14 protein-coding genes are annotated in these 12,860 nt (G+C 56.3%); 3 read left to right on the forward strand and 11 right to left on the reverse strand.

The genetic code is table 11. From position 1 onward, the window contains the following. Positions 1-16: 16 nt before the first annotated feature. From ACTIDN_RS10695 to ACTIDN_RS10725, 7 genes are all read right to left on the reverse strand, one after another. Positions 17-472, reverse strand: a complete 456-nt coding sequence (locus ACTIDN_RS10695; RefSeq protein ID WP_415508624.1) for a 23S rRNA (pseudouridine(1915)-N(3))-methyltransferase RlmH — start codon at positions 470-472, stop codon at positions 17-19. Positions 473-541: 69 nt separating this feature from the next. Beyond that, positions 542-991, reverse strand: coding sequence for a ribosome silencing factor (gene rsfS / locus ACTIDN_RS10700; RefSeq protein ID WP_086650666.1), 450 nt, complete (start codon positions 989-991; stop codon positions 542-544). 92 nt (positions 992-1,083) lie between these two features. Further along, positions 1,084-1,761 (reverse strand): nicotinate-nucleotide adenylyltransferase, encoded by a 678-nt coding sequence (locus ACTIDN_RS10705; RefSeq protein WP_441377043.1) that lies wholly within the window; start codon positions 1,759-1,761, stop codon positions 1,084-1,086. Then, the gene (locus ACTIDN_RS10710) at positions 1,758-3,056 is read right to left on the reverse strand and encodes a glutamate-5-semialdehyde dehydrogenase (protein WP_441377044.1); all 1,299 of its coding nucleotides are present in this window, start codon (positions 3,054-3,056) and stop codon (positions 1,758-1,760) included. Before ACTIDN_RS10710 ends, ACTIDN_RS10705 begins: the two co-directional genes overlap by 4 nt. Positions 3,057-3,107: 51 nt before the next feature. After that, entirely contained in the window at positions 3,108-4,202 is a 1,095-nt protein-coding gene (ychF, locus tag ACTIDN_RS10715) for a redox-regulated ATPase YchF (protein ID WP_441377034.1), read from the reverse strand. Continuing rightward, entirely contained in the window at positions 4,202-4,783 is a 582-nt protein-coding gene (pth, locus tag ACTIDN_RS10720) for an aminoacyl-tRNA hydrolase (protein ID WP_441377045.1), read from the reverse strand. Before pth ends, ychF begins: the two co-directional genes overlap by 1 nt. 97 nt (positions 4,784-4,880) lie before the next feature. Beyond that, positions 4,881-5,489: a 50S ribosomal protein L25/general stress protein Ctc gene (locus ACTIDN_RS10725; RefSeq protein WP_441377035.1), complete on the reverse strand. Its 609-nt coding sequence runs from the start codon at positions 5,487-5,489 to the stop codon at positions 4,881-4,883. A gap of 197 nt (positions 5,490-5,686) precedes the next feature. Between ACTIDN_RS10725 and ACTIDN_RS10730 the strand changes: the two genes are divergently transcribed. From ACTIDN_RS10730 to ACTIDN_RS10740, 3 genes are all read left to right on the forward strand, one after another. Next, positions 5,687-6,733: a threonine aldolase family protein gene (locus tag ACTIDN_RS10730; protein WP_441377036.1), complete on the forward strand. Its 1,047-nt coding sequence runs from the start codon at positions 5,687-5,689 to the stop codon at positions 6,731-6,733. A gap of 123 nt (positions 6,734-6,856) precedes the next feature. Continuing rightward, positions 6,857-8,653 (forward strand): aspartate--tRNA ligase, encoded by a 1,797-nt coding sequence (gene aspS, locus ACTIDN_RS10735; RefSeq protein ID WP_441377037.1) that lies wholly within the window; start codon positions 6,857-6,859, stop codon positions 8,651-8,653. 63 nt (positions 8,654-8,716) lie between these two features. Beyond that, the gene (locus ACTIDN_RS10740) at positions 8,717-9,607 is read left to right on the forward strand and encodes a cell envelope integrity EipB family protein (RefSeq protein WP_441377038.1); all 891 of its coding nucleotides are present in this window, start codon (positions 8,717-8,719) and stop codon (positions 9,605-9,607) included. A 99-nt stretch (positions 9,608-9,706) separates the two neighbouring features. On the opposite strand, the gene ACTIDN_RS10745 is transcribed toward ACTIDN_RS10740, so the two are convergent. The 4 genes from ACTIDN_RS10745 to ACTIDN_RS10760 form a co-directional block, all read right to left on the reverse strand. Beyond that, positions 9,707-10,246 (reverse strand): hypothetical protein, encoded by a 540-nt coding sequence (locus ACTIDN_RS10745; protein ID WP_441377039.1) that lies wholly within the window; start codon positions 10,244-10,246, stop codon positions 9,707-9,709. A gap of 16 nt (positions 10,247-10,262) precedes the next feature. Beyond that, the gene (locus tag ACTIDN_RS10750) at positions 10,263-11,540 is read right to left on the reverse strand and encodes an aminopeptidase (protein ID WP_441377040.1); all 1,278 of its coding nucleotides are present in this window, start codon (positions 11,538-11,540) and stop codon (positions 10,263-10,265) included. Positions 11,541-11,683: 143 nt separating this feature from the next. Further along, on the reverse strand, positions 11,684-12,238 hold the full coding sequence (locus ACTIDN_RS10755; protein WP_441377041.1) for a DUF1643 domain-containing protein: 555 nt from the start codon (positions 12,236-12,238) through the stop codon (positions 11,684-11,686). An 84-nt stretch (positions 12,239-12,322) separates the two neighbouring features. After that, a complete protein-coding gene (locus ACTIDN_RS10760) occupies positions 12,323-12,460 on the reverse strand; it encodes a hypothetical protein (RefSeq protein WP_415508617.1) in 138 nt (45 codons plus the stop codon). Positions 12,461-12,860: the final 400 nt, after the last annotated feature.

Here is a 12,860-nt window from a genome sequence, read left to right on the forward strand (position 1 = left end):
AAACAGCCGCGCCGGATCAGGGGCGGCCCGCCCGGTGATAAGGGTGCCCCGCAGCAATGGCCTGGGCTCTGTAAATTTGCTCTACAAGCATGATGCGCACCAGCATGTGCGGCCATGTGAGCGAGCCGAAAGATAAAGCCGCATCAGACCGCGCCACGACCGCTGCATCCAGCCCTTCTGCGCCACCAATGACAAAGCATAACGTCCGCCCAAGGGCAGACCAGTCAGCAATAGCGTTGGAGAGCTCAACACTGCTCCAGCTTTTGCCGGCTTCATCCAGCACCACAATAAAAGCCTGTGGTGGGCATGCAGCCAGAATGGCCTGCCCTTCCCGCCGTTTGATCTCATCCGGGCTACCCCGGCCATCTGGCAGTTCCACAATATCCAGCTTGGGCCGGAGCCGCTTGAGGTAGCGTTCAACCAACGCAACCTCAGCCTTGTCTTTCATGCGGCCAACGGCAACCAGCTTCATGCCTGCCTCACAGTCATTACACAGCAGGCACGGCAAACGCTGTCACACACCATAAGAAAACTGATCCGGTCAGGCTGTAGGCACAGCCTCAGCAGCACCATCATCCAGTGCAGCGCCCCACATTTTCTCAAGGCCATACAGTTCACGTGCTTCTGGTTTGAACAGATGCACAACAATGTCACCTGTATCCAGCAGCACCCAGTCAGAGCCGTTTGCGCCTTCAATGGTCATGCGCTTGAGGCCAATTTCCTTGAGCTTGCGCTCAATATGCTGTGCCATAGCCGCAATCTGCCGGTCGGCCAGACCAGTTGCAATCACCATTCTGTCTGCAAAAGAGGCACGGCCTGTCAGGTCGATAACAACGATGTCTTCGGCCTTATCATCATCCAGACTGGTGGTGATGAGGGTCAGGGCCTGCTCCAGCACGTCAGGCGCAATAGGCTCACGCTTGGCTTTCTTGGGACCAGACGTAGCCGCTTTTTTGCGCACGGAGCCTGTCGCTGCAACAGCGCCAGCCAGTTTGGTACGGGAAGATGCTGTTTTGGCAGCACCTGTTTTGGTAGCCGAGGCCGCGCGGGTACGCTTTGGCGTCTCGGAGGGAGGCTGAGTGGTTATGACCGTTCTCCTGAGTGTGACAGACCAGATGGGGGTATGTGGTTTGCACCACTGTCAAACGCCCCGCTCTGGCGGATAGATGTTGCAGATATACCGGTTTGTCGCCCTGGAAGAAACGCCCATACCGGGGGTTTTAGTGTTGGCAGCAAAGCTGCCCGGCGGGCAGGTATACGCCACCGCGCCATATAGTACCCTGCCACCCCATGCAAGGCAGCGGTGTTCTGCCCAGGTCTGGGCATAACGGCTATGGGCACGTGTCTCACGAGATTTTTCCACCCTTTCCAACGGGACAGAGTTGCAAAGCCATCCGCACCCGTCAGCCAGACAAACTGCACGGCTGGAAAACGCCGGTGCAGTTTGCGCACAGTATCCAGCGTGTAACGGGTACCGAGTCGAGCTTCAATATCCGTTGCAATCAACCGGTGGCCATCAACCAGTGCGAGTACGGATGCCATACGTTTGGCAAATGGTGCCATTCCCTCAACAGCTTTCAGCGGATTACCGGGAGAGACCATGAACCAAACCTGATCGAGCTTCAAAGCCTGCAAAGCCCTGCGCGCAATGGCCAAATGTCCTGCATGGGCCGGGTTGAAGGACCCACCAAGAAGACCAATACGCGTATGGCGGCCATCTCCGTAAAGTGGAACATGGCCCGACTTGGCAACCTGCCTCAGGACCGAACCTGCCCGGTGCCCACCACCTCATATCGGAAGGTTGTCAACTGCTCGACCCCCACGGGGCCACGCGCATGGAAACGGCCAGTGGCAATACCAATTTCTGCCCCAAAACCAAACTCGCCTCCATCACAGAACTGGGTGGACGCATTCCACATGACAACAGCACTATCTGTCCCGGTCATGAAGCGATTAGCGACAGCCTCATCCGCCGTGACAATAGCCTCAGTATGGGAAGACCCAAAGCGGCTGATATGGTCCAGCGCCTCGTCCACCCCATCAACAACCGCAATATTCAGCACGGCATCCAGCCATTCCGTCCTGAAATCCTGCTCCGTGGCCGCTGGCAGCGTGGGGACAATTTCACGCGCTGCGGCATCGGCCTTGAAGGTACACCCGAATTCGGCCAGATCCGCCACGATAGACGGCAGCAGGGTTGGGGCAATGGCGGCATCAATCAGCAGGGTTTCCGTAGCACCGCAAATGCCAGTCCGGCGCATTTTGGCATTCAGCACAATACGGCGGGCCATACCGTGGTCTGCTGCGGCATGCACATAGGTGTGACACAGCCCGTCAGCGTGAGCCAGAACCGGCACCCGAGCATCCTTCTGCACGCGCTCAACCAGTGAACGCCCGCCACGCGGGATAAGCAGGTCTACCAAGCCGGAGGCACCAAGCATTTCTGCCACATGCTTCCGGTCAGCATCCGGGGCAATCAGAACAGCATCTTCCGGCAGGCCTGCTGCGCGCAAACCGGCCTGCATGGCGGCATGAATAGCACGAGCACTATGTAGGCTTTCAGAGCCACCCCGCAGCAATACTGCGTTGCCGGACTTGATGCACAGGCCAGCAGCATCTGCCCCCACATTCGGGCGGCTTTCATAAATAACACCGATGACACCCACCGGCGTTGCTACACGGCGAATACGAAGGCCGTTAGGGCGTGTCCATTCTTCCAGAACGCGCCCCACGGGGTCTGGAAGATCCGCCATATCCTCAAGGCCCCGCGCAATAGCTTCGATGCGTTCGGGGGTAAGGGTCAGCCGGTCGCGGAAGGCATCTTTTGCTGTTGAGTCAGCAAGATCCTTGGCGTTGGCTTCCAAAATCGTGTCGGACGCCTCACGCAGGGCAGCGGCTGCTGCCCAGAGTGCCCTATCCCGCGCTGAAGTAGGGCTGGTGGCCAGAGTGCGTGCCGCAAGCCGTGCCCGTTTTGCCAGAGCCGTCATTGGCCCCGGTGCGGAGGCAGACATAGCCTGCGTTACCGTACTCTCCGCTCCGTCTTCATGCGCCTGCATGGCGTCCTTCATCCTCATTTTTGTTTGTATGAACCCGACAAGCCTAGCGGATCATACGTTAAAGCGGAACAACAGAACGTCACCATCCTGCACAACATACTCACGGCCTTCAATCCGCAGGCGTCCCGCTTCCTTGGCCCCGGCCTCACCATTATACTGAACGTAGTCTTTATAGGCGATGGTTTCGCAGGCAATGAACCCACGCTCAAAGTCGTTATGGATAACAGCCGCTGCCTGTGGCGCTTTTGTGCCTGCGGTAATGGTCCATGCGCGTGCTTCCTTGGGGCCTACGGTAAAGTAGGTCCGCAAGCCAAGCAGGCCATACCCTGCGGCAATCACCCGGTCCAACCCGCTGTCTTTCAGCCCCAGACCATCCAGAAACTCGCGGCGCTCTTCATCCGCCAACTGGCTGACTTCCGCCTCAATCGCTGCGGACACAAAAACAACGGCAGCGCCTTCTGCATCGGCCTTGGCTTTGACTGCGGCAGAAAACGCGTTGCCGGTGGATGCAGAGTCTTCATCAACATTGCAGACATACAGCACTGGCTTGGTGGTCATAAGCTGCAAGCGGTTTACAGCTTCTTCCTGCCCTGCCGGAATGGCTGTACGGGCAGGTTTGCCCTCTTTCAGAGCTTCAATCAGTGGCTCTGCCACGGCAAGCTGGGCCATAGCCTCGGCATCACGATTCTTGGCGCGCTTCTGAAGAGCGGGCAGGCGTTTTTCGAGCGAGTCGAGATCCGCCAGCATCAGCTCGGTTTCAATGATTTCGGAATCACGCACGGGGTCGACGCCACCTTCAACATGCGTAATGTCGTCATCTTCAAAGCAGCGCAGCACATGAATAATGGCATCAACTTCGCGGATATTAGCCAGAAACTGATTCCCCAGCCCTTCCCCGCGGGAGGCGCCACGGACCAGACCCGCAATATCCACAAATTCAAGGCTGGTGGGGACTGTCTTTTGTGACTTGCCAATTTCAACCAGCTTTTCCAGCCGGGGGTCGGGCACAGCCACGCGGCCCACGTTAGGCTCGATCGTGCAGAACGGATAATTGGCAGCCTGAGCGGTTGCCGTTGCGGTTAGTGCATTAAAGAGTGTGGACTTGCCCACGTTAGGCAGACCGACAATACCGCAGTTAAACCCCATCAGCCCTTACTCCCTTCTGGCAACGCAACCTGCGTCATGAATTTTTCTGGCTGGCCATCGGCCAGCAGCGGCGCGGCGACCGCCATTTTATCCAGCAGTGGCTCCAGCCAGTCCTGCCGGTCTGTCTCTGTAAAATTACCAAGCACCCACCCATGCACGCGTTCTTTTGCCCCGGGGTGCCCAATACCAATACGCACCCGCCAGTAATCGGGGGTGCCAAGCATTTTGTCCATTGAGCGCAGGCCATTATGGCCAGCAGCCCCACCTGCACGCTTTACACGTACCTTGCCGGGGGCAAGATCCAGCTCATCATGGAAGGCGGTAATCTGCTCCGGCGCTATTTTATAGAACGCAGCCGCTTCCTGCACGCTATCGCCAGAACGATTCATGTAAGTCATGGGGCGCAGCAGCAAAACGCGCTGCGTGCCAATACGGCCTTCTGCCGTCTCGCCCTTAAAGCGGGAGCGCCACGGTGAAAACCCATAGCGATCGGCAATGGCTTCTACAGCCATAAAGCCAACATTGTGCCTATGTCGGCGCATGGACGGCTCAGGATTACCAAGCCCGGCCCAGAGCAACATCACTGGTCCTGTATCGTTATAAAATAAGCCGGGGGCACATGCACCACGCATGTACCCCCACCCTTATTCATCAGGTCAGAAAAACTGTCCTGACAGATTAGGAAGCAGCTTCTTCCGTTTCTTCGTCAGCTTCATCAACGCTTGGAGCAGCGATGGTCGCAATAACAAAGTTAGGTGTGTGGTTTGTGGGGGTTACGTTTTCCGTACCCTTCAGGTCTTCCCAACGCACGTTGTCGTTGATATCGAGCGTAGACAGATCCACGGAGAAGAATTCCGGAATGTGTTCTGCATCGGTTTCAACTTCAACGGTGTGACGCACAACGTTCAGCACGCCACCACGCTTCAGGCCAGGAGCCTTGTCTTCACCACTGATGTGAACGGAGACTTCAACGGTCACGCGCTGGCCTGCTGCCAGACGCATGAAATCAACATGTTCCGGTGTGTCTTTAACCGGGTGCAGCTGAATGTCACGAATCAGGGCGCGCTCGGTGGAGCCACCTTCAACCTTGATTTCGTAAACGCGTGAGCGCCAGCCAGAAGCCTGAATGCCTTTGATCACGATACGGGGGTCGAGTGCGATCAGGGCAGGTTCTTTACCAGCACCGTAAACAACTGCCGGTACCAGACCAGCACGCCTCGTTGCACGCGCTGCCCCCTTACCAGCCTTCGCGCGCACTGAAGCTTGGATAGATGTAATTTTGGACACGTTGAATTCTCCTAAAACCAAAACATACAGGCCTCCAGGGGTGCCTGCACGGTGCGGTGCCCTTAGCGGAAAACTGCCCTTAAAGCAATGCTGCCGTGGGGTGCATTGACGCAGGCCAGCCGCCATGCCAGCCAGAAAGCACAGCCGGGCCGAGCCTTTGCCGCCCTTATACCCTGACCCCAAGCCCTTGGTTTACAATGACAGACACCGCCCCACCCCAGCAATTTGCCAGCGACAATTACAGCGGTATATGCCCGCAAGCGCTGGAGGCCATTACCCGTGCTTCCGCCGCGGGCTCCACCCCCGCTTATGGGGACGACCCGTGGACTCGGTTGGCGGAAGATGCCATCCGCACCCTTTTTGGCACCGATGCTGCGGTATTTTTCGTGTTCAACGGTACAGCCGCCAATGCACTGACACTCGCAACACTTTGCCCACCTTATTGCAGCATTATTGCCACCGACATTGCCCACGCTGAGACATCCGAACGGGGTGCACCGGAGTTCTTTACTGGCGGCAGCAAAGTGATGACCCCACCCTGCCCTGAAGGAAAGCTAACCCCTGCCGCCATCAAGCTCTGCTGCCGCAAAACGCAGAGTTTTCAGGCTTCCGCCCCAGCCGTTGTGACCATTACCCAACCCACTGAAAACGGGCTGCTCTACACAGCAGAAGAAATCAAGGCACTGTCTGATACCTGTAAGGAGCATGGGCTGAAGCTGCATATGGATGGCGCGCGCCTTGCCAATGCTGTTGCCGCTCTGGGCTGCACACCTGCCGCCATAACCTGGGAAGTCGGGGTAGATGCGCTCAGCTTTGGTGGCACCAAAAACGGGATGGCCGTGGGGGATGCTGTTGTATTTTTTGACCGCAGTCTGGCTCGGGGCTTTGCAGAACGGGCGAAACAGGGCGGCCAAGTGGCCTCCAAAATGCGGTTTCTCTCCGCCCCATGGCTCAGCATGATTAAAAACGGTGCGTGGCTTGAAAATGCCCGCCACGCTAATGAGAGCGCCCGTTTCTTTGCCCAGAGCATTGCTGATGTACCAAACCTGCGTCTGGCATGGGCGGTGGACACCAACAGCGTTTTCCTGCTGTTACCGGAACAGGCGGCTAATACCCTGCGTGCTCAGGGCTGGCGATTCTATACCATGTTTGGCGGCGCAGCCCGTTTCCTGTTCGGGTGGGATGCCAAGCCAGAGGCCATAAAGGCATTGGCAAACGCTATTCATGCCGCCATGAGTGGGTGAATTAACGCCTTGATCTTGACAGATGGGTAGCGCCCCGGCTTCCTCCCGCGCATAAAGAGCAACCTAGAGCACAAAACGCCCCCTGCGCGGCAGGCGCAGCGGGCCAAAATTCAGGACGAGACCATGCACCCTTACCGTACCCATAGCTGCTCGGCCCTTCGCGCCAGCGATGCCGGCACCACAGCCCGCCTGTCTGGCTGGGTTCATAGCAAGCGGGACCACGGCGGGCTGCTGTTTATTGACCTGCGTGACGAAACCGGCATGACGCAGATTGTTATTCCGGCAGGTGCTCCGGCGCTGAGCACAGCCGAAAACATCCGCGTTGAAAGCGTGATTACGGTTACCGGTGATGTGGTTGAACGCGCCGAAGGCACCCGCAACCCCGACCTTGCTACCGGTGACATTGAAGTGCGCGCGCAGGAATTTGTGGTGCAGTCCGCTGCCGCCGTGCTGCCTTTTCAGGTTGCTGGCCACGAAAACTACCCTGAAGACCTGCGCCTGCGTTACCGCTACATTGACCTGCGCCGTGACAGCGTACACCGCAACATGCTGCTGCGTGCCCGCGTTATCCAGAGCATGCGCCGCCGCATGACGGATCTGGGCTTTATTGAACTCCAGACCCCCATTCTCACAGCGTCCTCCCCGGAAGGTGCGCGTGACTTTCTGGTGCCCGCCCGTATGCACCCCGGCAAGTTCTACGCCCTGCCACAGGCTCCACAGCAGTTCAAACAGCTTGCCATGGTGGCAGGCTTTGACCGCTACTTCCAGATTGCTCCCTGCTTCCGTGATGAAGCCTCCCGCGCTGACCGCTCACCGGGTGAGTTCTATCAGCTCGACTTCGAGATGGCTTTTGCAACGCAGGACGAAGTGTTCGCCACGCTGGAAGATGTCATGTCCGGCCTGTTTACCGAATTTGGTAATGGCCGCACCGTCAGCCAGGCCCCCTTTGAGCGTATTCCCTACGCGCACTCCATGAAGGTTTATGGGTCTGACAAACCTGACCTGCGTAACCCGCTGCTGATTTCTGACGTAACAGAAGAGTTTGCAAATTCCGGCTTTGGGCTGTTCTCCCGCATTGCGGCCGACGGTGGCGAAATTCGCGCCATTCCCGCCCCCGGTGCAGGCGATAAACCACGCGGGTTCTTTGACAAACTGAACAACTGGGCACGCGAAGCCGGTGCTGGTGGCCTAGGTTACATCATTTTTGCAGAAGATGGTGGCAAAGGCCCGATTGCCAAAAACCTTGAAGCTGACCGCGTAGAGGCCATTCGCACCAAAATGGGCCTGAAAGCAGGAGACGCCGTCTTCTTTGCCGCTGGTAAGGGCGATGATGTTGTGAAGCTCTCTGGCCTTGTGCGGACGCGCATTGCGGAAGAACTGGACCTTGTTGAAAAGAATGCCTTCCGTTTCTGCTGGATTACCGATTTCCCGATGTACGAAATGAATGAGGAAACCGGTCGCATTGACTTCTCACACAACCCTTTCTCCATGCCACAGGGTGGGCTTGACGCGCTGAACAGCAAAAACCCTCTGGAAATCAACGCCTATCAGTATGACATTGTGTGTAACGGTATTGAGCTGTCTTCCGGCGCTATCCGTAATCATCTGCCAGAAGTCATGATCCGCGCGTTTGAAATTGCCGGCTATCCGGAAAGCGTTGTGGAAGAGCGCTTTGGGGGTATGCTCAATGCCTTCCGCTATGGCGCACCACCGCACGGTGGGTCTGCTCCGGGTGTGGACCGTATTGTCATGCTGCTGGCTGACGAGCCCAACATTCGTGAGGTTATTCTTTTCCCGCTAAACCAGCAGGGTGAAGACCTGATGATGTGCGCTCCGGCAACGGTTGAACCAGCCCGCCTGAAAGAACTCTCTCTGGCGCTGGATCTGCCAAAGCCCAAACCTGTTATCAAAAAAGACTAAACTGCCGTCTTTTCGCATCCGGGGTGGTTGCACCACCACGCCGGATGCTCTTTGCTGTCAGGCATGATCGGATTACCGCCCTGCCTTTCAGCCGCCTTTAAGGCCACTCCTTCTTTCTCTCCGCGCAGTGCAGCATCTCGCGGCATAAAAGCTGGCCTGCTGGCAGCCATTTCCTGTGTGCTTCCCTCTATTGCCTTCTGTGCTGATACCCCCACTACTGCCCCCGCTGTGCAGCTCACGGGGCAACGGGCACAGTATGAGCTGAGCCTTGCAGAGGTATCCGGCGGTGATACGCTGTCTGCCAGTGGCACGATGACCTACACTGTGCACGATACCTGCACAGCATGGTCAACCCAGCAGCATCTGGATATTCAAAGCGCCACCCGTAACAAGGGCACCGTGCATCTGGTGTCTGACTACACCACGCTGGAAAGCAAAGACGGCCACCATATGGCGTTTCGCACCGTGCAGAAATCAAATGGAGCCACTCTGCAAATAGTATCTGGAGAGGCCTCCCTGACACCCAACGGTGGGGAAGTTCAGTACGAAAAACCCCTTAAAAAGACGATAAAACTCCCCGCCAACACCCTGTTTCCCATGGCGCATACGGCCGCCATTCTGATAGCCGCGGAAACAGGAAAAACCGACCTCTCCCCTATGCTGTTTGACGGCACTGATGAAGATGGCGCGCAATACACCTATATTTCCACTCATGGGTGGAACAAAGTCGGTGCAGCGCAAGCTCCATCGCCCCTAGTGGCAACCCTGCCAAGCACACGGGTGCATGTGGCTTTTTTCAACACTACAGCCCGCGCCATGTTGCCTGACTACGAGATGGGCATGCGCTATTTTGCCAATGGTGTTTCTGACAAACTGGATATGGATTTTGGAGATTTCAGAATGGCAGGAACGCTTCAGTCCCTCGCCATCCCGGATAAGCCACATCACTGTTGAACTGAGGGCTCTTACAAAACTTGTAATGTCAGCCAACACGTAGCCGCAAACGACCTCTGGCTTGAAAAGGCGAGCCTTACACAAAGGCTCGCCGTGCCATTATTGTGCCGGTGCTGTACGCAAAACAGCAATCAGGTCCTGCAAATCTGTCTGGTTGGCTTTTAACAGCGCCACATTTTTGGGGTCAGGCTGTGCCATCTGCGCTGTCTGCTGGTTGGGAGTCACGTTCATCAGGCTACCCGTCAAACCAACGCAGGTCAGGCTCATCACAAAGTCACGTGCTGTAAAATTGTTGGCTTTGAGAATAGCATCCAGACCCGGCACTTTTTCAACCATGGTAATCTGCTCGTCCAGAGACATACCAACACGCCCTGGGGGCTGAATGTTGGCCGCATGAATGGCCTTAAGCGTGTTGGTAAGCCGTGGCAGAACATCCGCTTTCAACGGATAATGTAATGCTGTCTCCATATCATGACGCAAGGTCTTAACCTGCTCGTCCGACAGGGTCGGCTGTGCACCTTGAGCTGGCCCTGTTACTGCGGTGCTCTGCGCCAAGGCGGCATGAGCACCTAGAGCGACTGTCAGAACAGCAGCCGCACACTGGCTAACAAATGAAACGCTTTTTTTAGTATAAGACATTTTTAAAACTTCTCCGTTAGGATGCAATAACCCATTCGCCCTTGCGCATAAGCGGTGCACGGCTGCCGTCTGCTGCCACACCATCCACATCAATCTCGGCAGAGCCAATCATCCAATCAATATGGATCATGCTGTTATTGGCACCACGTACAGCAAGAGCCGCTTCATCCTGCCCGGCTGTATCCTGCATACACTTGGTATAAGCTTGACCAATAGCAAGATGGCTGGCGGCATTTTCATCAAACAGTGTATTCTGAAACAGGATACCGCTGCTGGAAATGGGCGAAGAATGCGGGACAAGTGCGACCTCACCCAAGCGGCGGGCCCCTTCATCCGTGTCCAGCACGCGCGCAAATACGTCTTCGCCTTTGCTTGCGTGCATTTCAACAATTTTTCCGCCTTCAAAGCGTACCCGAATATCGTCAATCAAAGTGCCTTGGTGGGACAGCGGTTTTGTACTGGCAACATAGCCGTCCACCTTCAGACGGTGCGGTGTTGTAAAAACTTCTTCCGTAGGGATATTCGGGTTGCACACCACACCGTTGCCTGCGGCCTCAGAGCCACCGGCCCATTCATGGCCATCCGCCAGACCTACCCTCAGGTCAGTGCCGGGGCCGGTAAAATACAGCGCTGAATAGCGCACATCATTCAGGAAGGCGGCCCGTTTGTGCAACGTGGCATTGTGCTCTGCCCAGTCTGCCACTGGGTCTTTGCCAGTAAGGCGGGAGGCTTCAAAAATGGCCTGCCAAAGGCGTGCTACTGCGTCCTGCTCTGGCAGGTCAGGAAACACCAGTTTGGCCCATGCCGGAGTGGCCGTGGCCACGATGTTCCAGTTCACATCAAAATTTGTAATAATTTCCATTGCGGGCCGGTTCACGCGGGAGGCCGCACGGCTTGCGCGGGAAATACGGGACGCATCCTGCCCGGCCAGCAGCGCCGGGTTGGACCCGGTAATAGCCATACGGGCGGCACCGGACCGGAACCCCTCGGTCATACCCTTAGCCAGCCACTCCGCAGCCGTATCAAACGTGTCATCCTGCGCGTAGCGATAGCGGGCTAGAGTGCTTTCTTCATCCGAATAGAAAGTGGTAACCAGTGATGCCCCGGCCTTGTAAGCATGTTCTGTGACACGGCGCACAAGGGGCACGGCCTCCAATGGGGCTGTCACTATAACCTGTTGTCCGGGGGCGACATTCAGGCCCGTGCGCACGGCCACTTCACCCAAACGGTCCAGCATTGCCTCAAACTGTGCGCTTCCCGGAGCGTAAGGGTGTTCGGGTGCTGGTCCTGTCATGCTGTTCTCCCTTTGCGGGGCTGGCTCCCCTCTCCATGCCAGACGGTAGCGCCACCCTCAGTCCGGCAGCGCACCGTGTTTCTGGCCCAATCGGATACTGAAGCGGCGCTTTCGTCAACCGGGAAGCATGGCAGAGCAGCCCGTCAGCCCTCTGGCAGCAGAGTTGGCTGCAAACTACCCGGCAGATAAAGCGGGTGGCAGGGGCGGCCATTTACCCCCACTTTCATGGCATAAACAGGAATGTTATGGCGCTGAAGCATCTGCACAGCCTGCGGCCCACGCGGCAGAAGCGTTTTGATACGAGGTGTGCCATAGGCGGCAATAACCCTATCGGCTTCCTGCGCCATAGCCAGTAAGGCGGCGTCATTGTCCGGACCAACAGGGTCTGGCACCTCTGTCAGGCGCTCCTGATCCGTACACCGGTAGGCAAAAGTATTGCCCACCAGAATGCTGCCATACCCCCAGGCACGGGCATAGCGCTGGCACTTTGCCACAGTCCGGTCGTCACCACATTCTGTCGCAACAGAGGGGTTCATCATCAACCACATTACAGAGGGGAGTGAGGTATCCCATACGCGTTTGAGCGTGTAACGGTAACATTTGTCAGGGCCACCATACGTGGCCGTGCTGACAACATCCTGCGACAAGGTAAGGGGGCGAGAGTCACCCACATGGTGGGCATCAAAAAGGTCTGCCATGTCTCTTCCGGCTTGTAATCGGGCAACGCCCCTCTTGGGGGAGTGCGCCCTCTTTACCCGGAACAGGGAGTGTGAAACAGGCCCTTAAGCCAGACGGTCAGATGTTACGGTTGCAAGCATAAGCGCTGCCACAGCAGGAAGAAACGCGAACATGGCTGCTGTAGATGCATAGTCAACAACAAGAGCGAAGTTTGTATTCAAAATATTAATAAACATGGTCATGGTTTCCAAACATTACGGTGTGCGGGTTCATTCTCCTCTTTCACAAAAAGCGCAAGAGCCCTGAAGAACGCCATAAATAGCCATGAATTTTGTTGTGAATACTTTTAGAGCAGGTTCTATTTTTAAGTAATTATCGATTTTTCTGGTGAAAGAAAATATAATCCACAGAAATTTATGGTGGCTTGCAAAAGGGGCAGCTCTCTTACTTTTCTCTGGCCACACACTCCCTTTTGCTCAAATTTGAAGCGATTGCAAAAAACGGCAGCACATCCATTTCCCCTCTAAAAAGTTTTATTTTTTGAGGGTTTTTTCATCACAAACAGCTTACCAACCGCTGTCGTCTGTCTGTTGATTTTCACTGAGAACTGACCCGGGTAGGGCGGAAATTTTCATCGAGATT

Source organism: Acetobacter sp., assembly GCF_052102375.1.
Lineage (GTDB): Bacteria > Pseudomonadota > Alphaproteobacteria > Acetobacterales > Acetobacteraceae > Acetobacter.

Bases quoted from the DNA above. Each gene is read 5' to 3' on its own strand.
- ACTIDN_RS10695 (WP_415508624.1), bottom strand. From the start codon at position 472: ATGAAGCTGGTTGCCGTTGGCCGCATGAAAGACAAGGCTGAGGTTGCG.
- ACTIDN_RS10710 (WP_441377044.1), bottom strand. From the start codon at position 3,056: ATGCAGGCGCATGAAGACGGAGCGGAGAGTACGGTAACGCAGGCTATG.
- ychF (WP_441377034.1), bottom strand. From the start codon at position 4,202: ATGGGGTTTAACTGCGGTATTGTCGGTCTGCCTAACGTGGGCAAGTCC.
- pth (WP_441377045.1), bottom strand. From the start codon at position 4,783: ATGTTGCTCTGGGCCGGGCTTGGTAATCCTGAGCCGTCCATGCGCCGA.
- ACTIDN_RS10730 (WP_441377036.1), top strand. From the start codon at position 5,687: ATGACAGACACCGCCCCACCCCAGCAATTTGCCAGCGACAATTACAGC.
- aspS (WP_441377037.1), top strand. From the start codon at position 6,857: ATGCACCCTTACCGTACCCATAGCTGCTCGGCCCTTCGCGCCAGCGAT.
- ACTIDN_RS10740 (WP_441377038.1), top strand. From the start codon at position 8,717: ATGATCGGATTACCGCCCTGCCTTTCAGCCGCCTTTAAGGCCACTCCT.
- ACTIDN_RS10745 (WP_441377039.1), bottom strand. From the start codon at position 10,246: ATGTCTTATACTAAAAAAAGCGTTTCATTTGTTAGCCAGTGTGCGGCT.
- ACTIDN_RS10750 (WP_441377040.1), bottom strand. From the start codon at position 11,540: ATGACAGGACCAGCACCCGAACACCCTTACGCTCCGGGAAGCGCACAG.
- ACTIDN_RS10755 (WP_441377041.1), bottom strand. From the start codon at position 12,238: ATGGCAGACCTTTTTGATGCCCACCATGTGGGTGACTCTCGCCCCCTT.
- ACTIDN_RS10760 (WP_415508617.1), bottom strand. From the start codon at position 12,460: ATGACCATGTTTATTAATATTTTGAATACAAACTTCGCTCTTGTTGTT.